This window comes from Pseudomonas sp. 05N433, assembly GCF_056396925.1.
In genome coordinates this window covers 13263-34133 of record NZ_JBFTML010000031.1, presented here as the reverse complement: position 1 = coordinate 34133, position 20871 = coordinate 13263, and the positions used below count along the sequence as shown (strand labels likewise).

Here is a 20871-nt window from a genome sequence, read left to right as displayed (position 1 = left end):
GCGGGCCAGCCACGCTCCCACAGGGATAGCGCTATCTCTGTGGGAGCAGGCCTGCCCGCGAAGGCGTCAGACCAGACACCAAAGAATCCACCGGTTGTTCCCGGAGAACCGCAATGACTGATACCCCAATGTCCCCCGCCGAATTCGAAGCGGCCCTGCGCGCCAAGGGCGCCTACTACCACATCTATCATCCGTATCACGTGGCGATGTATGAAGGCCGGGCGACCCGCGAGCAGATCCAGGGCTGGGTCGCCAACCGCTTTTACTATCAGGTGAACATCCCGCTCAAGGACGCCGCGATCCTGGCCAACTGCCCGGACCGCGAGATTCGTCGCGAGTGGATTCAGCGCCTGCTGGACCATGACGGCGCCCCCGGCGAAGACGGCGGTATCGAAGCCTGGTTGCGTCTTGGGCAAGCGGTCGGCCTCGACCCGGATCAGTTGCGCTCCCAGGAGCTGGTGCTGCCCGGCGTGCGTTTCGCCGTGGATGCCTACGTCAACTTCGCCCGCCGGGCCCGTTGGCAGGAAGCCGCCAGCAGCTCATTGACCGAGCTGTTCGCGCCGCAAATCCACCAATCGCGCCTCGACAGTTGGCCGCAGCATTACCCGTGGATCGACCCGGCCGGTTACGAATATTTCCGTACGCGCCTGGGCCAGGCTCGCCGGGATGTGGAGCACGGTCTGGCAATCACGTTGCAGCATTACACTACGCGGGAAGGCCAGGAGCGCATGCTGGAAATTCTCCAGTTCAAACTGGACATTCTTTGGAGCATGCTCGATGCCATGAGCATGGCCTACGAACTGAACCGCCCGCCGTACCACAGCGTGACCGAACAGCGGGTCTGGCATAAAGGAATCACCTTATGAGTTTTGATCGCAGCAAAACCCCGACCTGGCGTCCCGGCTACCGTTTCCAGTACGAACCGGCGCAAAAGGGCCATGTATTGCTCTACCCCGAAGGCATGATCAAACTCAATGAGAGCGCCGCGCTGATCGGCGGCTTGATCGATGGCCAGCGAGATGTCGCGGCCATCATCGCCGAGCTCGACAAACAGTTCCCCGGCGTGCCCGAGCTCGGTGACGACATCGAGCAATTCATGGAGGTCGCCCGTGCTCAGCACTGGATCGAACTTGCCTGATTCCGTGTCAGGCAAGTTACCGCCCAAGCCCGAAATCGGCCTGCCCCTTTGGCTGCTGGCCGAGCTGACCTATCGCTGCCCGTTGCAATGCCCGTACTGCTCCAATCCGCTGGATTTCGCCGAGCAAGGCCGGGAGTTGACCACCGAGCAGTGGATCAAGGTCTTTCGCGAAGCCCGGGAAATGGGCGCGGCGCAGTTGGGCTTTTCCGGTGGTGAACCGCTGGTGCGCCAGGACCTCGCCGAGTTGATCGCTGAGGCGCGCAAACTGGGGTTCTACACCAACCTGATCACCTCCGGCATCGGCCTCACCGAGCAGAAAATCAGCGACTTCAAAAAGGCCGGCCTGGACCACATCCAGATCAGCTTCCAGGCCAGCGACGAGCAGGTGAACAACCTGCTGGCCGGCTCGAAAAAGGCCTTCGCGCAAAAACTCGAAATGGCCCGTGCGGTGAAGGCGCACGGCTATCCGATGGTGCTGAACTTCGTCACCCATCGGCACAACATCGACAAAATCGACCGGATCATCGAGCTGTGCATTGCCCTTGAGGCAGACTTCGTCGAACTCGCGACGTGCCAGTTCTATGGTTGGGCTCAGCTCAATCGGGTCGGCCTGTTACCGACCAAGGAACAATTGGTTCGCGCCGAACGCATCACCAACGAATACCGCGCGAAACTGGAAGCCGAAGGGCATCCGTGCAAGCTGATTTTCGTGACGCCGGACTATTACGAAGAGCGTCCGAAAGCCTGCATGAATGGCTGGGGCAGTATTTTTCTGACGGTCACACCAGACGGAACCGCCCTGCCCTGTCATGGCGCCCGACAGCTGCCGGTGCAGTTTCCCAACGTGCGCGACCACAGCATGCAGCACATCTGGTACGACTCGTTCGGCTTCAACCGCTTTCGCGGTTACGACTGGATGCCCGAGCCGTGCCGCTCCTGCGACGAGAAAGAAAAGGACTTCGGCGGCTGCCGTTGCCAGGCGTTCATGCTCACGGGTGACGCGAGCAATGCCGACCCGGTGTGCAGCAAGTCGAAACATCACGGCGTGATCCTCAAGGCCCGCGAAGAAGCCGAGCACGCGACCCAGACCATCGAACAACTGGCCTTTCGCAATGAACGAAACTCACGCCTCATCGCCAAAAGCTGAACCCTTGAGCGCCGCCAGGGCCGTCGCGGCCGGCATCGACTTCGCCGAGTTGCAGGTCGGGCCACATGGCCTGTTCTGGAACGAGTACCGCCCCGAAGATGCTGCCTGCCGAGTCTGGCAGTGGCGCGACGGTCAGGCCCATTGCCTGACGCCACCCACGTTCAGTGTGCGCAGCCGGGTGTACGAATATGGCGGTGGCGCGTTTTGTCTGACCGATGACGGGCTGGTGTTCGTCAACGAGGCCGATCAGCAGCTGTATCGGCAATCGCTGAGCGATGGGACGCCTGAGGTGCTGACTTCAAGTGAATGCCGGTACGGCGATCTGCACTTCGCCAACGGGCAAGTGCTGGCGGTGGAAGAAAACCGCGATCGGCATCGCCTGGTGGCGATCGATCTGGCCGATGGCCGACGCCATCTGCTGGCCGAAGGCGCTGATTTCTACGTGGCACCGACCTTGAGTCCTGACGGTCGACGTTTGGCCTGGATCGAGTGGAATCGCCCGGATCAGCCCTGGACCGCAACACGCCTGATGGTTGCCGAACGCCAGCGCGATCACACATTTGCGCAGCCGCATTGTGTGGCCGGTGACGGTGCTCAGGAGTCACTGCAACAACCGGGATTCGATGACAGCGGCCGTCTGTATTGTCTGACCGATCGCGGCGGTTTCTGGCAGCCGTGGGTGGAGTCGACAGAAGGACTGAGCCCACTCCCGAGCGCTGCTGCCGACCATGGACCGGCGCCCTGGCAATTGGGTGGTTGCACCTGGTTACCGTTGAGCGAAGACACTTATCTGGCCAGTTGGACCGAAGAGGGTTTTGGGCGACTGGGGCTTTGTCATGGCGATGGCTCCCGTGAGGATTTCACGGGCGACTACAGCCGCTTCCGCCATCTCGCACAGGATGACCAGTTCATCTACTGCATCGCCGCTTCACCAGTCAGTTCGGCGTCGGTGATTGCCATTGACCGCAAGACCCGGCAGGTGAAGACCCTCGCCGGTGGTGTTGTCCCCCTGCCGGCCGATCAGATCAGCCGCCCGCAAACCCTGCGTTATCCGAGCGGTTCGGGCGAGGCCCACGGGTTCTTCTACCCGGCAATGAACGACGATACGAAACCGCCCTTGGTGGTGTTCATTCACGGCGGCCCGACTTCGGCCTGCTACCCGATGTTCGACCCGCGAATCCAGTATTGGGCACAACGCGGCTTCGCCGTGGCCGATCTCAACTACCGAGGCAGCAGCGGCTACGGCCGTGCTTATCGCCAGGCGCTGCATTTGAGCTGGGGCAAGGTGGACGTGAAAGATGCCTGCGCAGTGGTCGGCTACCTGGCCGAGCGCGGACTGATCGACGGCGATAAAGCGTTTATCCGTGGTGGCAGCGCCGGCGGGTACACCGCATTGTGCGCATTGGCCTTTCACAAGGTCTTTCGTGCGGGCGCCAGCCTGTATGGCGTCAGCGATCCCGTTGCGCTGGGCCGCGTCACGCACAAGTTCGAAAGCGATTATCTGGACTGGTTGATCGGCGACCCGGTAGAGGACGCTGAACGCTACGCCGCGCGCACGCCGCTGCTGCATGCGAACAACATTAGCGTTCCAATGATCTTCTTTCAGGGTGAACTGGACGCCGTGGTGGTGCCGCAACAGACCCGCGACATGGTCAAGGCATTACAGGACAACGGCATTCTGGTCGAAGCGCATTACTATGCCGACGAACGCCATGGCTTTCGCAAGGCCGGCAACCAGGCCCATGTGCTGGAGCAGGAATGGATGTTTTATCGGCGGGTGATGGAGTTGGCGGACTGAAATCGTAGCGCCCCAATTCGCGGGCAACCATTGATCCTGCTATCACTCAAGCACTGAAATGTCTTCGGCAAAACGCAGAGACAAAAAAACGCCCCACGCGAAAAGAATCAAACGTGGGGCGCTGCGTTATACCGCGAGACGGTTCGGAAATTCGTGCAGGGCGGGTCTGATCAGACCGCAATACCTTTGCGGCACTGCAGTTGCGCGGTGCGCACGCGGGAGAAGGCGCGGGCCAGACGCAGGAGCATTTCGTCGATATTGGCCTTGCTGACCGTAAGGGCCGGGGTAAAGCGCAGGCAATCGGCTTGCGGCGCATTGAGCAGCAAGCCTTCGTACAATGCAGCCTTGACTACGGCGTCGGCCGAATCGTCGGACAGATCGAGCCCCCAGAGCAGCCCTTGCCCACGCAATTCGCCGTGACCATAGCGATGGGCCAGACGACTCAGGCCTTCGCCCAGATGCTGAGCGGTTTCCCGCATATGATCGATAAAGCCCTTGTCCTGCACGCTGTCGAGCACGACAAGCCCGACGGCACTCATCAACGCATTGCCATGATGAGTGCCGCTCATTTCGCCGATTTCGAAACAACAGGCCTTGCCTCGCGCCAACAATGCCGCCAATGGCACGCCACCACCGAGCCCTTTGCCGAGCACCACGATATCTGCCCGCACGCCGTAGGAGTGTTCGGCAAGCAATGTGCCGCAGCGCCCGACGCCGGTTTGCACTTCGTCAAATATCAGCAGAATGCCAAGCTCACGACACAAGCGCTCGACGCCCTTGAGGTAGTGCTCGGTAGCGGGAATCACCCCGGCCTCGCTCTGGATCGGTTCGAGCATGATCGCGACCGTCTGGGCATCCACGGCCGCATGCAAGGCGGGCAGGTCATTGAACGGGACATGGCTGAAGCCCGGCAACTGTGGCTCGAATCGGTTGATCAGATTCGAACTGTCCGACGCAGAAATCGTCCCCAGGCTACGGCCATGACAGCCTTTGCTGGCCACAATGATCCGCGAAGCGCCGCCACGATGTTGCTGGCCCCATTTGCGCGCCAGTTTGATCGCCGCTTCACAGGCTTCGCTGCCACTGTTGAGCAGGTACGCCTGGTCACTGCCGGTACCGGCGCAGAGCCGGTCGGCGAGGTTGAGCATGCCGCGGTTGTGCAGACCGAAACCCGGATTGATCAGCGACTGAGCCTGCTCCGAAATCGCTTTGACCAGTGCTGAAGGGCTATGTCCGAGGCTATTGGCGCCGCCACCCTGTGAGAAATCCAGGTAAGCGCGGTTATCGCTGTCCCACAACCAGGAGCCTTGGCCACGCACGAAAATCTGTTTCGGTCGTTCGACACTGGGCATCAGGCACTCGCTGGAAAAGTTGTCGCTTCTGGCCGGCAGGGAAGTGTCCATCGCCAGGTCATCAAGGCTCGGTGGCTTGCGTCGCAGGTTGAACAGATTCATCGGATAAAACCTCGTCCGAGGTTTTTTGCCTTGCCTATGTAAACACCATCGCTGTAAACGGTATTCATCGTGCTTTATGGCCCTGTAAGCCTTGTGAATGCGGTTAGACTAGGCGTAGGCAAGGCACTGAGCCATTTCGATTTCTCAGCATTTTCGATAAGTATTACTTATGGATTTCAAGCAACTGCGTTATTTCGTCGCGGTCTACGAAGAGGGCCACGTCGGTCGGGCCGCCGAGCGGCTTTCTATCTCCCAGCCAGCGTTGTCCCAGCAGATCCGCCAACTCGAACAGAACCTCGATGTGAGCCTGTTCGAACGCAGCAGCAAACGTCTGCTGCCAACCCTGGCGGCCCACACGTTGTACAACCATGCCCTGCCCTTGCTCGATGGCTTGCAACGCACGCGCGAAGCCTTGGGCAATTTCAAGGGCAAGGCGCTGCGAACCTTGGCCATTGGCGTACTGCAGACCGTCCACTCCAGCCTGGTGCCGCAAATGCTCGAACGCGTGCGCAAGGCACAGCCGCATCTGGTGGTGCAGATCTATGAACTGACCGGCCTGGAAATCGAGCGGCGACTACTCAATGGTTCGCTGGACATCGGGATCAGTTACCTGCCGCCCCGTCAGCCGGGTTTGCACGGCGTGCCGTTGTACGAAGATGAGCTGACCCTTGTCATCCCGGCGGACCATCCGTTGCGCGAATTCAAGAAGGTCTCCATGAGCCAGGCGGCCGAGTTGCCCATGTTGCTGTTGGGTGAAGAGTTCCAGGTGCGGCAGATCTGGCAGGCACAACTGGCCAGTCTTGGGCGCCGGCCGCAGGTGCAGGCCGAGCTGAACAACATGGCGGGGATTCTCGACAGCCTGCCGCACACGCGGCTGGCGACTGTGCTGCCCGGACGCTCGCAAAAGACCCATGGCGACCAAGAGTTGCTGTGGAAACCACTGAGTGAGCCGCGGGTGCCGCTGAAAGTGGGGTTGGTGTGTCGGGATGTGCAGCGGCAACAGGCTTCGCTGGCGTTGTTGCGGACATTGCTGGAAGAGGTGATGGATGAACACTTGCGTAGCCCGACGGCCCTGGATGGGTTGAGCTGAACTTTTTTGCAGGCAAAAGAAAACCCCGCCGAAGCGGGGCTTTGCAGACTGTTTCCCTGACATCCATTTCACTCCGCCGTCCTGGCAGAATCCTACGTGTCCGTGTTGTTGCTTTGCGCTTCCTGCGCGACGTCCATGTGAAGTAGATTAGCTCTGGATCCAATCTGCGCATATGGGAAAACAGCAGCACGTCATGTAAGAGAATGCTTACATGACGTTACAGAGTCAGAACTGTCCTGCGTCCAACAGGAACAACGATTCGCTTCCCGCCTTTACCGACGCGCTCAACGAGTGAATACGTGGCAGCAGACGAGCGAAATAGAACCGCGCCGTACCCAGTTTGCTCGCGTAGAAATCGTCCTGCGCTTCTTTGCCGAAGGCTGCCTTGGCCATCAGTGCCCACATGTAGGCATAGGCGGTGTAACCGAATGCTTGTAGATACTCGACCGAAGCAGCGCCGATTTCGTTCGGGTTGTTTTTCGCCCGGTCCAGCAGCCATGCGGTCAGATCGTCGAGGGTGCCCACTGCATCGTTCAGCGGTTTGGTGAACTCCGCCAAATCAGCACTGGCCGTCGCGGTGAAATGACGAATCTCGTCAGCGAACAGTTTGTAGAATGCCCCGCCGCTGCCGACGATCTTGCGCCCGACAAGGTCCAGCGCCTGAATACCATTGGTGCCTTCGTAGATCTGCGTGATACGCACGTCACGAACCAGTTGCTCCTGGCCCCACTCACGGATGTAGCCGTGGCCGCCAAAAATCTGCTGGCCATGAACTGTGGTTTCAAGCCCCAAATCGGTCAGGAATGCCTTGGCAACAGGCGTCAACAGTGCGACCAGGTCTTCTGCGCGCTTGCGGGTGGTGGCGTCTTCGCTGAACTTGGCGGTGTCCAGTTGCATCGCCACGTAAGTGGAAAATGCACGGCCGCCTTCGTTCGAGGCTTTCATGGTCAGCAGCATGCGACGCACGTCAGGGTGGACGATGATCGGGTCAGCCACTTTGTCCTTGTTCTGCGCGCCGGTCGGCGAACGGCTCTGCAGGCGGTCGCGAGCGTATTCAATGGCGTTCTGGTAGGAACGTTCACCCGAGGCCAGGCCCTGGATGCCGACACCCAGACGCTCGTAGTTCATCATGGTGAACATCGCCGCCAGGCCTTTGTTCGGCTCGCCGACCAGGTAACCCACGGCTTCGTCGAAGTTCATCACGCAGGTCGCAGACGCCTGGATACCCATCTTGTGTTCGATCGAACCACAGGTCGCCGGGTTGCGCGCACCGAGGCTGCCATCGGCATTGACCATGAACTTCGGCACCAGGAACAGCGAAATACCTTTCGGCCCTGCTGGCGCGTCTGGCAGTTTGGCCAATACCAGGTGGATGATGTTTTCGGTCAGGTCGTGCTCGCCGCCGGTGATGAAGATCTTGGTGCCGCTGACCTTGTAGGAACCGTCAGCCTGAGGTTCGGCCTTGGTGCGGATAATCCCCAGATCAGTACCGGCGTGCGGCTCGGTCAGGCACATGGAACCGGCCCAGACACCGGCGTACATGTTCGGCAGGTACGCGGCTTTCAGCTCTTCGCTGGCGTGGGCGTTGATCGACAGGCAGGCGCCGGCGGTCAGCATCGGATACAGACCGAACGACAGGCTGGCGGAGTTGACCATTTCTTCGACCTGCGCCGAAACCGCCTTGGGCATGCCCATGCCGCCGTAGGTTGGATCGCCACCGACACCGACCCAACCGCCTTCAGCGTAGGTCTGATACGCCTGTGGGAAACCGGCCGGGGTGGTGACGGCACCGTCGGCCCAGTGGCAACCTTCTTCGTCAGCCGCACGGCTCAGGGGCGCGATGCTTTTGCTGGTGACCTTGCCGGCTTCTTCCAGAATGGCTTCGACGGTTTCAGCATCGACGGTCTCGGCGAGCGCAGGCAGTTCGGCCCAGAGTTTGGCGACCTCGAAAACTTCATTGAGGACGAAGCGCATATCGCGCAGGGGCGCTTTGTAGTCAGCCATGGCAAACCTCGCAAGATCTAAACAGGTGGTTCGTAGGAATAGTGATTTCGCTGTGTCCGAGTGTACCTCAACAACTTTTACGACACATAGGGTCAGCCCATGACCGATTTGTTATTTTTAGTCACCGACCTGTTCTTCATAAAGAAGCCCGCAGCAAGGCGGGCTTCTTTATGGCCGATTTGAATGATTAAAGTGCAAACAACTCCGCCGGCAACTTCATCAAACAGTCGCTACCCGCCTCGATGGCCGCCCGATGAGCAGCCGTACGCGGCAGTAAGCGCTTGAAGTAAAACTCGCTGGTCGCCAGCTTGCCTCGGCAATAATCGGCATCACCGCTGCCCGCCTCCAACTGCGACTGAGCCACCAGCGCCATGCGTAGCCACAGGTAGCCGAGGATGATATAGCCGCAGTACATCAGGTAATCCACCGAGGCGGCGCCGACCTCATCCGGATTTTTCATCGCAGCCATGCCGATCCTGGTGGTCAATTCACCCCACTGCTGATTCAGATCGTTGAGTTGCGCCACATAACCGCCGAGTTGCGGGTGCTCAGCGTTTGCCGCACAGAACTTGTGGACGATTTTAGTGAAGCCGCGCAGCAGTTTTCCCTGACTGCCAAGGACTTTGCGCCCAAGCAGATCCAGCGCCTGAATGCCGTTGGTGCCTTCATAGATCGGCGCGATCCGGCAGTCGCGAACCAACTGCTCCATGCCCCACTCACGAATGAAACCGTGGCCGCCAAACACCTGCATGCCGAGGTTGGTCACCTCCAGCCCGGTGTCGGTCATGAAGGCTTTGCAGATCGGTGTGAGGAACGCCAGCAAATCCTCGGCGTCCTGACGCGCCGTTTCATCCGGGCTCAGGTGCGCAGCGTCCAGCAACTGTGCGGTGAAGTAAGTCAGCGCCCGGTTGCCTTCATTGAAGGCCTTCATGGTCAACAACATCCTGCGCACATCGGGATGCACGATGATCGGGTCGGCAGGTTTTTCCGGGGCTTTCGGGCCGGTCAGCGAGCGCATTTGCAGACGGTCGTTGGCGTATTTGACCGCCCCCTGGAAGCTCGCCTCCCCCAGACACAAACCTTGCATGCCGGTGCCGAGCCGCGCGTGGTTCATCATGGTGAACATGCAGTTCAGGCCCTTATTCGGCTCACCGATCAAGAAGCCCTTGGCATCGTCGAAATTCAGCACGCAGGTGGCCGAGGCCTTGATGCCCATTTTGTGTTCGATCGAACCGCAGGAAACGCCGTTGCGCTCGCCTGCCTCACCCTCGGCATTGGGTAGGAATTTGGGCACGATAAACAGCGAAATACCTTTGGTCCCCGCTGGCGCGTCCGGCAATTTGGCCAGCACCAGATGAATGATGTTGTCACTCATGTCGTGCTCACCGGCGGAGATGAATATCTTGCTGCCAGAGATCGCGTAACTGCCATCGGCCTGAGGCACGGCGCGGGTCTTGATGATGCCCAGATCGGTGCCGCAATGAGCTTCGGTCAGGCACATGGTGCCGGTCCATTGGCCTGCGGTGAGCTTGCTCAGGTAGGTCTGTTTCTGTTCTTCAGTGCCATGGGCATGGATGGCCGACATCGCACCGTGGGTCAGGCCGGGGTACATGCCCCAGGACGTGTTACTGGAGCCGACCATTTCGCTGATGACCAGCCCCAAGGAACTTGGCAAGCCCTGGCCGCCGTAAGCCGGGTCCGCCGCCAGACCATGCCAGCCGCCTTCCACGTATTGTGCGAATGCTTGCTTGAAGCCTGTAGGCGTTGTGACCACACCGTTGTCGAAATGGCAGCCTTCTTCGTCGCCGCTGCGGTTCAGCGGTGCGAGAACGTTCTCACAGAATTTCGCGCCTTCTTCGAGAATCGCATTGACCATGTCCGGGCTGGCATCGGAGGCCCCCAGCGCGGCGTAGTTGCTGTGAAAATCAAACACGTGATCGATCAGAAAGCGCATGTCGCGCAGGGGAGCTTTGTACTCGGGCATGTTCATTTCTCCGGCAGCAGATGGCTCAAACCTACCGCCGTGCATCACACCTCACAATCACAGTCCAGACGCTGAATGCGCCATCATCACTCAACCCGCAGCGGCGTCCATGCGCACTGCGCCACGGCGGTTCTGACCGAAGGCCATCACACAGTTTCGCCCCGCGCCCTTGGCGCTGTAGAGCGCTTGGTCGGCGGATTTGAGCACTTCTTCGGGGGTGCGTTGTTCCAGGCGTTCGGCGACGCCGATGCTGACGGTGACCGAAACACTCGAGGCACCCGAACCCGCGCGACGCTGGCGCCCCTGCTGGTCATCCTGGGGACGGCTGTCCTGATTGCGCAGCTGGATGTTGTAAGTGGCAATGGATTCGCGGATGACCTCCAGATGCGGCATGCACTCTTCGAGGGTCTTGCCTGCGAACACCAAGGCAAATTCCTCACCGCCGTAGCGATATGCCCTACCGCCACCACTGATTTTCGACAGCTTGCTGGCGACCAGACGCAACACTTGGTCGCCGACATCGTGGCCGTGGGTGTCGTTGAATTTCTTGAAGTGATCGACGTCGCTCATCGCCAGCACGTAATTGCGCCCCAGCCGTTGCATGCGCTCGTTCAGGGCGCGGCGCCCCGGCAGGCCGGTGAGTTCGTCGCGGAAAGCCATCTGATAGGCCTCATGGGCAACCGCGGCGGCAATCATCAACATCACCTGGCTGCACATGATGTTGAGGGTGAAGGGCAGGATGAAGGTTTTCGGCAACATCCAGAACAATCCCAACAGCCCCACCAATTGCGCAGCGTGCAAAGGTCTTGGGTTGCGCCAGTATTGCCAGGCCAATAACAGGAACGAGGCGACGAACACGGGATAAGACAATTGGATCAGGCTCATCCACGCACCATGCAACGCCGGCCAGCGGATCTCCGACAGCCACATCAGCAGCGCCTGTGGGTAACTTTGCTCCAGCCCCAGCGCCACACTGCCGAACGCCAGCAACACAGCGAAACGCGCCACCATGTCCTGGAACAGGTGAGTACGCTCTTGCCAGGCAGCGAACAAGCCAAACAGCAACGGCAACAACAGACAGCACAGATGGAACACCACCGCGGCGTCTTCACGAACCTTGCCGTTGTCGCGGTAATAGTCAGTCTGGGTGTCGAGCAGGAAGTAGGCGATGTACACCGTGACCATCAGAAACAGTTCACGCTGACGTCTATAAACCGCGCAATACGCACCGCCGAGCAACAGCACCAGAGTGGGCAGAACGTTGAACAGCGAAGTGAAGAAGACGTTGAGATCCTTGACGTAGGCAGCCGCAAGCCCCGCGAGCAACAACAGCAGCGATGGCAAAAAATGGCTGACACGTACAGCGGAAGAACGCGGCAAGGGTAAAGCTCCGACCCGGCAAACAAAGATGGCATTGTGCCTGCATTTGGCGCAGCTAAGCACGTGCAACGTGACAGGCGTCACATCGCAGCCTCTTTAACGGCAGCAAAGTCGTTCTTCTTAGCGTTTTAGTCAGGAATATTTAAAGACGTGATCGTTTGCGTCAGGCATAAAAAAGCCGCTGCTTCCGAAGAAGCAGCGGCTTTGTGAAGAGACTGCGTAGGGCTTAGTAACCCAGTGCGAAGTCTTCTTCTTTCATGTCCATCAGGTTGTTGGCGCCCGACAGCATGGTTGCAACGTGAGTGCGGGTACGCGGCAGGATGCGCTGGAAGTAGAAGCGCGCAGTCTGCAGCTTGGCGGTGTAGAACGCCTCTTCAGTGGTGCCGGCAGCCAGTTTCTCGGCCGCCAGACGCGCCATGTCAGCCCAGAAGTAGGCCAGGCAGGCGTAACCGGAGTACATCAGGTAGTCCACGGATGCTGCGCCGACTTCTTCGCGATCTTTCATGGCCGCCATACCGACCTTCATGGTCAGCTCGCCCCATTCTTTGTTCAGCGCAGCCAATGGCTCGACGAACTCTTTGACCGCGTCATTGCCTTCGTTGCTCTGGCAGAACTTGTGGACGATCTTGGTGAAGCCCTTGAGCGCTTCGCCTTGAGTCATCAGCACTTTACGGCCCAGCAGGTCGAGTGCCTGGATGCCGGTGGTGCCTTCGTACAGCATCGAAATACGGCTGTCGCGAACGTTCTGCTCCATGCCCCACTCGGCGATGAAGCCGTGGCCACCGTAGATCTGCACGCCGTGGTTGGCGGATTCGAAACCGACTTCAGTCATGAAGGCTTTGGCGATCGGCGTCATGAAGGCCAGCAATGCGTCGGCTTTCTTCTTCTCTTCTTCATCGACGCCGTATTTGACGATGTCAACTTGCTTGGCGGTGAAGTAAACCATCGCACGGTTGCCTTCGGCGAACGCCTTCATGGTCAACAGCATGCGACGAACATCAGGGTGAACGATGATCGGGTCAGCGGCTTTGTCCGGCGCTTTCGGGCCAGTCAGGGAGCGCATTTGCAGGCGATCGCGAGCGTATTTCAGGCCGCCCTGGAAGCCGATCTCGGCGTGTGCCAGACCTTGCAGCGCGGTACCCAGACGTGCGGTGTTCATAAAGGTGAACATGCAGTTCAGGCCTTTGTTCGCCGGGCCGATCAGGTAACCGGTGGCCGCGTCGAAGTTCATCACGCAGGTGGCGTTGCCGTGGATGCCCATCTTGTGTTCCAGGGAACCGCAGCTCACAGCGTTGCGCGCGCCGATCGAGCCATCTGCGTTCGGCAGGAATTTCGGCACGATGAACAGCGAGATGCCTTTGGTGCCGGCAGGTGCGTCCGGCAGACGTGCCAGAACGATGTGGACGATGTTGTCGGCCATGTCGTGCTCACCGGCCGAGATGAAGATCTTGGTGCCGGACACTTTGTAGGAGCCGTCGGCCTGAGGTTCGGCCTTGGTGCGCAACATGCCCAGGTCAGTGCCGCAGTGCGGCTCGGTCAGGCACATGGTGCCGGTCCATTCGCCGGAAACCAGTTTGGTCAGGTAAGCCTCTTGCTGCTCAGGCGTGCCGTGCTCGGAAATAGTGTTCATCGCGCCATGGGACAGGCCTGGGTACATGCCCCACGACCAGTTGGCCTCGCCAACCATTTCGCTGACAGCCAGGCCCAGAGACTCCGGCAGGCCCTGGCCGCCGTGCTCTACATCGTGGGCCAGGCTAGGCCAGCCGCCTTCGACGAATTGCTTGTAGGCTTCTTTGAAACCGGTCGGGGTTTTAACGCCCGACTCGCTCCAGGTGCAGCCTTCGGTGTCACCCACGCGGTTCAGCGGAGCCAGCACCTGCTCACAAAACTTGGCGCCTTCTTCGAGAATGGCGTCAACCATGTCCGGAGTTGCGTCCTGGCAAGCCGGAAGGCTCTGATAGTGCGCTTCGTAGCCGAGCAGTTCGTCACGAACGAAGCGAATATCACGCAAGGGGGCCTTGTAGTCAGGCATAGCGATAAACCTCTGCTGATGTAACCGGGAATGAACGACCGTGGTGATTTGTTGTGACGGTCAAACAGTTGTTTGAAACATACGTTTACGCCCAAACCTTGTCAAGCGCCGATCTTTTGCCGTTCGTCTTCGATCTATGAAAATCTTGGGCGCGCAGTGGCGCAACGTCGTTGATTGAGCAACACGTCATGTAGGAGAGATTAGTTGAGGGAGAAGGACTTACGCAGAAAAACGCCGCGAACAGGCGCGGCGCTGGGGTAGTGAATTCAATGAGGAATCAGGCGAAGGTATCGATCAACGTACCGAGCATTTCATCGGAGGCCTTGGCGACTTTGACGCCAAGTTCCACCTGGAACTTGCCTTGAGACATCTCGACCACATTGCTGGCCAGATCCGATTGCTGGCTGCGGTCTACCGAGCGCAGACGATCGACCTGAACCTCGGAGGACTGACTGGTGACCGAACGCTCGATGGTGTTGTTGGCGATTTGCCCCGAAGCCTGATCGACGCGGCTCTGCCCTGTCTGAATAGTGCTCAGACCGGCATAGAAAGCGGTGTTTCCTGAGATTTCCATGGGAGAACTCGTCCTACAAAGGATCAACAGCGGCCATTGAACCAGACACGCCGCTAAAAGGCCCGACAAAAACACTAATGGCACAGTGCCTTATCATAGGTAAAACCCACGCCAGAAACGTCAGTCCAGCAGATCCAGCTGTAGATGTTCGGCCACCGCTTCGGCCGTCACCGACTTGAGTTTCGGCACCCGCCCCAGGCACGGCGCGGGAATGCGCTCGGCCAGCGTCGCCAGGTTTTCTTCCAGGCGCGAGGTCTTCGGATCGATGATGTTCGCCACCCACCCCGCCAACTGCAAACCATCCCGAGCAATTGCCTCAGCCGTCAGCAGCGCATGGTTGATGCAGCCCAGGCGCACACCAACCACCAGGATTACCGGCAGATCCAGCGCCATGGCCAGGTCTGACAGATTGTCTTGATCCGCCAACGGCACTCGCCAGCCGCCAGCGCCTTCGATCAAGGTGAAGTCCGCCTGCAGATCGAGAACCTGCCGCATTGGTGCCAGCAACGATTGCACGGTCAGCGCCACGCCAGCCTCCCGCGCTGCCAGATGCGGTGCGATCGCCGGCTCGAACGCGACCGGATTGACCTGATCGTAGGTCAACGGTATCGAGCATTCGGCCAGCAGTGCCAGTGCGTCGGCGTTGCGTAATCCCTTGGGCGTCAGCTCACACCCGGAGGCTACCGGCTTACCCGCCGCTGTGCTCAAGCCTGACAATCGCGCGGCATGCAGCAAACCTGCGGCGACGGTGGTCTTGCCGACATCGGTGTCAGTACCGGTGATGAAATAGGCTGCGCTCATAAGGGTTTCTCCAGCACGGCGTAAACCACTTGATAAGTCGCCGGCAGTCCCTGTGCCTGACGAAACTGCTCGTAAGCCTCGATCAAGCCGAGGATTCGCGCCCTGCCGGTCAAACCGCCCGGCCGACCGGGGTTCAGGTTATGCGCCCCGAGTGCCTTGAGCTCATGGGTCAGGCTGCGGACATCGGGGTAATGCAACACATGTGGATGTGTTTCAAGGCTGATGACCTTCAAGCCACTGCCCGCGCAAAGCTGCTGGTAAACACCGAACTCGCGGAAGCGGTTGACGTGCACCATGCCATCCACCTGACGCCAGCTGTCGCGCAATTCGTACAGCGTGCCTACACACAGACTAGCAAACGCGAAAATACCGCCCGGTTTCAGCACCCGATACGCTTCGTTGAGCACCGAGGCGAAATCCGCGCACCATTGCACCGCCAGGCTGGAGAAGACCAGGTCGCAGGTCGAATCCTGCAACGGCAAGCGTTCGGCATCACCGGCGATGAAATGGTTGGCGCCGCCCAAGGGACGGGCGTGATTGAGCATCCCCTCTGCGATATCAAGGGCCAGCCCGTTGCCGGTAGGAAAACGCTCACCGAGCGCACGGCTGAAATACCCGGTGCCACAACCCATGTCCAGCCATCGACCCGGGACAAAATCCTCCGGCAAGCGACGCAACAATTCATTGCCAACGTCGCGCTGCAATTCGGCCACGCTGTCGTAGCTCGCCGCCGCTCGGGAAAAGGACGCCGCTACCTGGCGTTTATCGGGCAAGCCGCCGGGCAGGTTGGGAAAGGACAAATCAGTCATCACCGGACTCATGCAAAAAGGCCTGAATCGCCCCCGCCACACCGTGGGGGTCTTCCAGAAGAAACGCGTGGCTGGCCTGTTCAATCAGACCGATTTCGACATCCGGCAGCAGCGCCAGCAAATCCCCCGCCGCTTCGGCCGGGACCAATCCGTCGAGACCACCGAACAAGTGCAATTGCGGACCGCGAAACGCCTGCAACGCTTGCCGGGTATCCAGCTGTGCAAGCAACTCCAGGCCGCTCATCAGCACCGATGGAGACGAAAGCGGTGCGCCAGCGAGCAACAGCCGCGATAGCCCGCGCGGGTCTGCGGCACCTTGGGTGCACAGCAGCGAGAAACGTTTCAACGTCATGCCCGGATCGGCTTTGCAACCGGCCAGAAACGCGTCGAAGGTCTCGCCAGGCATCCCGCTCGACCACTGCTCATGGGCGACAAAAGAAGGGTTACTCGCCAGGGTCACCAAACCGCAGCAACGGTCACCGCGCTTCGCCGCCAATTCGGATGCCAGCATGCCGCCCAATGACCAACCACCTAGCCAGGCATCCTGGGGCAGCGTCGAATCCAGTTCATCGAGCCATTCTTCAAGGTTGCTCGATTCCAGTTCCGGCAGTGGTTCGATTTCGACGCGCAGATGCTCATCCAGGCCTTGCAAGGCAGCCGCCAAGGGTTCCAGCGGAGAAATCCCGAGACCCCAGCCCGGCAGCAGAATCAGACGATCACGCATGGCTTGGCTCCGGTCCCAGTTGTTGAAAACAATCGGCCAGTCCATTTAACAATAGCTGCACCTGCGCCTCGCTGTGAGCGGCAGTTAGGGTAACGCGCAAGCGGGCGCTGCCGGCGGGCACGGTCGGTGGACGGATCGCGGTCACCATCAGGCCACGCTCACGCAGCATCTGCGACAGCCGGACCGCACGCCCGGCATCGCCAATCATGATCGGCTGGATCGGCGTGAAGCTGTCCATCAACTCCAGGCCAATCTGCTCGGCGCCTTGGCGGAACTGGCGAATCAGCGCCTGCAAATGCTCACGTCGCCAGTGTTCGCTGCGCAACAATTCCAGGCTTTTAAGCGTCGCGCAGGCCAGTGCCGGCGGCTGGCTGGTGGTGTAGATGTAGGGGCGAGCGAACTGGATCAGGCTCTCGATCAACTCCTCACTGCCAGCCACAAAAGCACCGGCCGTACCGAACGCCTTGCCGAGGGTGCCAACCAACACCGGCACGTCCTCCTGACTCAGGCCGAAATGCTCGACGGCCCCACCGCCATTGGCGCCCAGCGGACCAAAGCCGTGAGCGTCATCGACCATCAACCAGGCACCTTTGGCCTTGGCTTCCCGCGCCAGCGCCGGCAGATCGGCGATGTCACCGTCCATGCTGAACACGCCGTCGGTGACCACCAGCGTATTGCCGGTGGCCTTCTCAAGGCGGTTGGCCAGACTGGCCGCATCGTTATGCAGATAGCGATTGAAACGCGCACCGGACAGCAAACCGGCATCCAGCAACGACGCGTGATTGAGCCGGTCTTCCAGCACCGTATCGCCCTGCCCGACCAATGCGGTGACCGCGCCGAGGTTGGCCATGTAGCCGGTGGTGAACAGCAATGCGCGCGGACGGCCGGTGAATTCGGCAAGGGCTTCTTCCAGCGCGTGATGCGGGCCGCTGTGGCCAATCACCAGATGCGAAGCACCACCGCCCACGCCCCAACGAGACGCGCCGGCGCGCCAGGCTTCGATCACTTGCGGGTGATTGGCCAGGCCCAGGTAATCGTTGTTACAGAACGCCAGCAATGGCTGACCATCGTGTAGGAGCCTGCTTGCTGGCGATAGCATCACCACGGTCTGTCGACAGACCGTGGTGATGCTATCGCCAGCAAGCAGGCTCCTACAGGGTTTTGCGTGGGTTAAACAGCAGCGTTATAGAACTGCTCGCTGCTCTTCTGCTCCACCAGTGCCTGTTCGATGGCGGCCTGATGCACTTCGTCGGCGTGCTCTTCGCGGGCTTCCGGCAGGATGCCCAGACGCGAGAACAGTTGCATGTCCTTGTCTGCCTGCGGGTTGGCGGTGGTCAGCAGTTTTTCGCCGTAGAAAATCGAGTTGGCGCCGGCAAAGAACGCCAGAGCCTGCATCTGCTCGTTCATCGCTTCGCGACCGGCGGACAGGCGTACGTGGGATTTCGGCATCAGGATGCGTGCAACGGCGAGCATGCGGATGAAGTCGAACGGATCGACGTCGTCGGCATTTTCCAGCGGCGTGCCGGCGACTTTCACCAACATGTTGATCGGCACCGACTCTGGATGCTCTGGCAGGTTGGCCAGCTGGATCAGCAGGTTGGCGCGGTCGTCGAGGGACTCGCCCATGCCGAGAATGCCGCCGGAGCAGATCTTCATCCCCGAATCACGCACGTAGGCCAGGGTTTGCAGGCGCTCGCTGTAAGTGCGGGTGGTAATGATGCTGCCGTAGAACTCCGGCGAGGTGTCGAGGTTGTGGTTGTAGTAGTCCAGGCCGGCTTCGGCCAGGGCGACGGTCTGGTCCTGATCGAGACGACCAAGGGTCATGCAGGTTTCCAGGCCCATGGCTTTCACGCCTTTGACCATCTCCAGCACGTAAGGCATGTCTTTGGCCGACGGGTGTTTCCACGCCGCGCCCATGCAGAAACGGGTCGAACCGATCGCCTTGGCGCGAGCAGCCTCTTCGAGGACCTTCTGCACTTCCATCAGCTTTTCTTTTTCCAGGCCAGTGTTGTAGTGACCCGACTGCGGACAATATTTGCAATCTTCAGGGCACGCGCCGGTCTTGATCGACAGCAGGGTGGAAACCTGGACGCGATTGGCGTCGAAATGCGCGCGGTGCACCGTCTGCGCCTGGAACAGCAGGTCATTGAATGGCTGAACGAAGAGTGCTTTGACTTCAGCCAAAGACCAGTCGTGACGCAGGGTGGCAGTGGTGCTGGCGCTCATGGGCGATTCCTTGGTTATGCTTGGCAAGCGACTGGGGAATGGAATACCCACAGACGCGACACGGATGTTCGGCATATTTAAGGAAGACTCATGCACTGTCAACCACGATACGAAGGACCGGTTTACATCTGGTTAAAAAACAAACAATCCTGTTTGCTCTGCTCAGAGGTCGCGGACGACACCATACCGATCTGCATGGCCTGCGAAACCGAGCTGCCCTGGCTGGGCGACCAATGCCATACCTGCGCCCTGCCCTTGCCCGCCACCGGCCTGACGTGCGTCCAATGCCTGAAACAACCGCCAGCCTTCGAGCGAGTCGCCGCGCCCTGGACTTACAGCTTTCCCGTCGACAGTTTGATCACCCGCTTCAAGCACAGCGCAAAATGGCCGCTTGGCCGCCTGCTCGCCGAACTTCTTGCCCAGTTCCTGCAACATCGCTTCGATGAAGATCTGGATCGGCCCGACGTGCTGATACCGGTACCGCTGGCCCCCAAGCGGCTGCGACAGCGGGGTTTCAACCAAGCGGCGATGCTCGCCCGCTGGCTCAGCGCCGGCCTCGACATTCTTTGTGATGAAACGCTATTGGTGAGGACTCAGGACACCAGCGCGCAACAAGACCTTAATGCCGATGCACGTAAAAAGAACCTGCGCCACGCCTTCGCCCTGGCGCCCGAGGCTTCGGTCAAAGGTCGCCACTTCGCACTGGTGGACGATGTGCTGACCACCGGCGCCACCGCACAGGCCCTGGCCCGGCTGTTAATGGCGGCGGGTGCGACGCGGGTCGACGTCTACTGCCTGGCCCGTACCCCCAAACCTGGCGATGGGGCCTGACTTGACTCCCGCACGCCAAGTCGCCAACGTCCCATCCATCGCCACAGCCCAAAGCGCCTTGCCATGTCCTTGCCTACGTTGTTGTCCCAGCACATTGTCCGTCGTCCGCAGCGCATCGCGTTGCTGCAACACATCGCCGAACAGGGCTCGATCACCCGCGCCGCAAAAAGCGCCGGCCTGAGTTACAAGGCCGCGTGGGACGCCATCGACGAGCTGAACAACCTCGCGCAGAAACCACTGGTGGAGCGCAGCGTTGGTGGCAAGGGCGGCGGTGGCGCCAAATTGTCCAGCGAAGGCGAGCGCGTGTTGCGCCTGTATCAAAAGCTGCAAGCGTTGCAGGCTCAGGTTCTGGAAGCCGCCGAAGAGGCCAGCGACCTGGACTTGCTCGGTCGGCTGATGCTCAGAACCAGCGCGCGCAATCAATTGCACGGCAAGGTCGTGGCGATCGATGCACAGGGGCGCAACGACCGGATCCGCCTTGAACTGGCCGAAGGCTTGCTCATTGACGCGCAGATCACTCACGACAGCACCCTGCGCCTGGAGCTGGAAACGGGTACCGAAGTGGTCGCACTGATCAAGGCCGGTTGGCTGGAACTGCTTGGCATCGATCAAGCTGCAACACATGGCAACAATTGCCTGAAGGGCACGATCGAAGAAATCCTCGACGCTGAAGACAGCCCCAGCGAAGTGCGCATCGGCCTGCCCAATGGCCAGACACTTTGCGCCCTGGCCGAGCCGCTGCACCTGAAAAACCTCGGGCTTGCCGCCGGTAAACCGGTGCAGGTGCAGTTCGCGCCATCGAACATCCTGCTGGGTACACCGCTCTAGCCTGCAGGCGCTGCAACAAAAGCTTCATCAACCGCCCTTAAGGTGGCTGCA

At 60.0% G+C, this 20871-nt stretch carries 18 protein-coding genes; 7 read left to right on the top strand and 11 right to left on the bottom strand.

Annotation, left to right across the window (positions count from 1 at the left end; all coding sequences use genetic code 11):
• Positions 1 to 113 precede the first annotated feature (113 nt).
• Genes pqqC through AC1DIS_RS17155 form a run of 4 tightly spaced genes read left to right on the top strand, consistent with a single transcriptional unit; the run spans position 114 to position 4083 of the window.
• The gene (pqqC, locus tag AC1DIS_RS17170; RefSeq protein ID WP_007936521.1) at positions 114 to 866 is read left to right on the top strand and encodes a pyrroloquinoline-quinone synthase PqqC; all 753 of its coding nucleotides are present in this window, start codon (positions 114 to 116) and stop codon (positions 864 to 866) included.
• On the top strand, positions 863 to 1138 hold the full coding sequence (gene pqqD / locus AC1DIS_RS17165) for a pyrroloquinoline quinone biosynthesis peptide chaperone PqqD (protein ID WP_018928829.1): 276 nt from the start codon (positions 863 to 865) through the stop codon (positions 1136 to 1138). Before pqqC ends, pqqD begins: the two co-directional genes overlap by 4 nt.
• 4 nt (positions 1139 to 1142) lie before the next feature.
• Entirely contained in the window at positions 1143 to 2285 is a 1143-nt protein-coding gene (gene pqqE, locus AC1DIS_RS17160) for a pyrroloquinoline quinone biosynthesis protein PqqE (protein ID WP_168206208.1), read from the top strand.
• Positions 2251 to 4083: a S9 family peptidase gene (locus AC1DIS_RS17155; protein WP_477743653.1), complete on the top strand. Its 1833-nt coding sequence runs from the start codon at positions 2251 to 2253 to the stop codon at positions 4081 to 4083. The genes pqqE and AC1DIS_RS17155 overlap by 35 nt, the downstream gene beginning before the upstream one ends.
• Positions 4084 to 4253: 170 nt before the next feature.
• Here the strand turns inward: AC1DIS_RS17155 and AC1DIS_RS17150 are convergent, their stop codons facing one another.
• Entirely contained in the window at positions 4254 to 5537 is a 1284-nt protein-coding gene (locus tag AC1DIS_RS17150) for an aspartate aminotransferase family protein (protein WP_086944446.1), read from the bottom strand.
• A 169-nt stretch (positions 5538 to 5706) separates the two neighbouring features.
• Here AC1DIS_RS17150 and AC1DIS_RS17145 point away from each other — a divergent pair, with 169 nt between their 5' ends.
• Positions 5707 to 6627 (top strand): LysR family transcriptional regulator, encoded by a 921-nt coding sequence (locus AC1DIS_RS17145; protein ID WP_477743652.1) that lies wholly within the window; start codon positions 5707 to 5709, stop codon positions 6625 to 6627.
• Positions 6628 to 6852: 225 nt separating this feature from the next.
• Here AC1DIS_RS17145 and AC1DIS_RS17140 read toward each other — a convergent pair whose 3' ends face one another.
• From AC1DIS_RS17140 to bioB, 10 genes are all read right to left on the bottom strand, one after another.
• Positions 6853 to 8631, bottom strand: a complete 1779-nt coding sequence (locus AC1DIS_RS17140) for an acyl-CoA dehydrogenase C-terminal domain-containing protein (RefSeq protein WP_018928824.1) — start codon at positions 8629 to 8631, stop codon at positions 6853 to 6855.
• A 187-nt stretch (positions 8632 to 8818) separates the two neighbouring features.
• Positions 8819 to 10615 carry an acyl-CoA dehydrogenase C-terminal domain-containing protein gene (locus AC1DIS_RS17135; RefSeq protein WP_477743650.1) on the bottom strand — a complete coding sequence of 599 codons (1797 nt, stop codon included), beginning with the start codon at positions 10613 to 10615 and terminating at the stop codon, positions 8819 to 8821.
• A 90-nt stretch (positions 10616 to 10705) separates the two neighbouring features.
• Positions 10706 to 11995, bottom strand: coding sequence for a GGDEF domain-containing protein (locus AC1DIS_RS17130; RefSeq protein WP_477743649.1), 1290 nt, complete (start codon positions 11993 to 11995; stop codon positions 10706 to 10708).
• Positions 11996 to 12221: 226 nt separating this feature from the next.
• The gene (locus tag AC1DIS_RS17125; RefSeq protein WP_007936490.1) at positions 12222 to 14027 is read right to left on the bottom strand and encodes a phenylacyl-CoA dehydrogenase; all 1806 of its coding nucleotides are present in this window, start codon (positions 14025 to 14027) and stop codon (positions 12222 to 12224) included.
• A 277-nt stretch (positions 14028 to 14304) separates the two neighbouring features.
• Positions 14305 to 14601, bottom strand: coding sequence for a hypothetical protein (locus AC1DIS_RS17120; protein WP_018928821.1), 297 nt, complete (start codon positions 14599 to 14601; stop codon positions 14305 to 14307).
• A gap of 120 nt (positions 14602 to 14721) precedes the next feature.
• Complete coding sequence (gene bioD, locus AC1DIS_RS17115) at positions 14722 to 15402, bottom strand: dethiobiotin synthase (RefSeq protein ID WP_018928820.1); 681 nt, start codon at positions 15400 to 15402, stop codon at positions 14722 to 14724.
• On the bottom strand, positions 15399 to 16211 hold the full coding sequence (bioC, locus tag AC1DIS_RS17110; RefSeq protein ID WP_477743648.1) for a malonyl-ACP O-methyltransferase BioC: 813 nt from the start codon (positions 16209 to 16211) through the stop codon (positions 15399 to 15401). The genes bioD and bioC overlap by 4 nt, the downstream gene beginning before the upstream one ends.
• Positions 16204 to 16935, bottom strand: a complete 732-nt coding sequence (locus tag AC1DIS_RS17105; RefSeq protein WP_018928818.1) for an alpha/beta fold hydrolase — start codon at positions 16933 to 16935, stop codon at positions 16204 to 16206. Before AC1DIS_RS17105 ends, bioC begins: the two co-directional genes overlap by 8 nt.
• A complete protein-coding gene (gene bioF / locus AC1DIS_RS17100) occupies positions 16928 to 18034 on the bottom strand; it encodes an 8-amino-7-oxononanoate synthase (RefSeq protein WP_477780988.1) in 1107 nt (368 codons plus the stop codon). Before bioF ends, AC1DIS_RS17105 begins: the two co-directional genes overlap by 8 nt.
• Before the next feature lie 71 nt (positions 18035 to 18105).
• Positions 18106 to 19161 (bottom strand): biotin synthase BioB, encoded by a 1056-nt coding sequence (bioB, locus tag AC1DIS_RS17095; protein WP_008008198.1) that lies wholly within the window; start codon positions 19159 to 19161, stop codon positions 18106 to 18108.
• Positions 19162 to 19251: 90 nt separating this feature from the next.
• On the opposite strand from bioB, the gene AC1DIS_RS17090 reads away from it, so the two are divergent.
• Together AC1DIS_RS17090 and AC1DIS_RS17085 are read left to right on the top strand one after the other, a co-directional pair.
• Complete coding sequence (locus AC1DIS_RS17090; protein ID WP_477743647.1) at positions 19252 to 19992, top strand: ComF family protein; 741 nt, start codon at positions 19252 to 19254, stop codon at positions 19990 to 19992.
• Between the two features lie 63 nt (positions 19993 to 20055).
• Entirely contained in the window at positions 20056 to 20820 is a 765-nt protein-coding gene (locus AC1DIS_RS17085) for a TOBE domain-containing protein (RefSeq protein ID WP_018928815.1), read from the top strand.
• Positions 20821 to 20871: the final 51 nt, after the last annotated feature.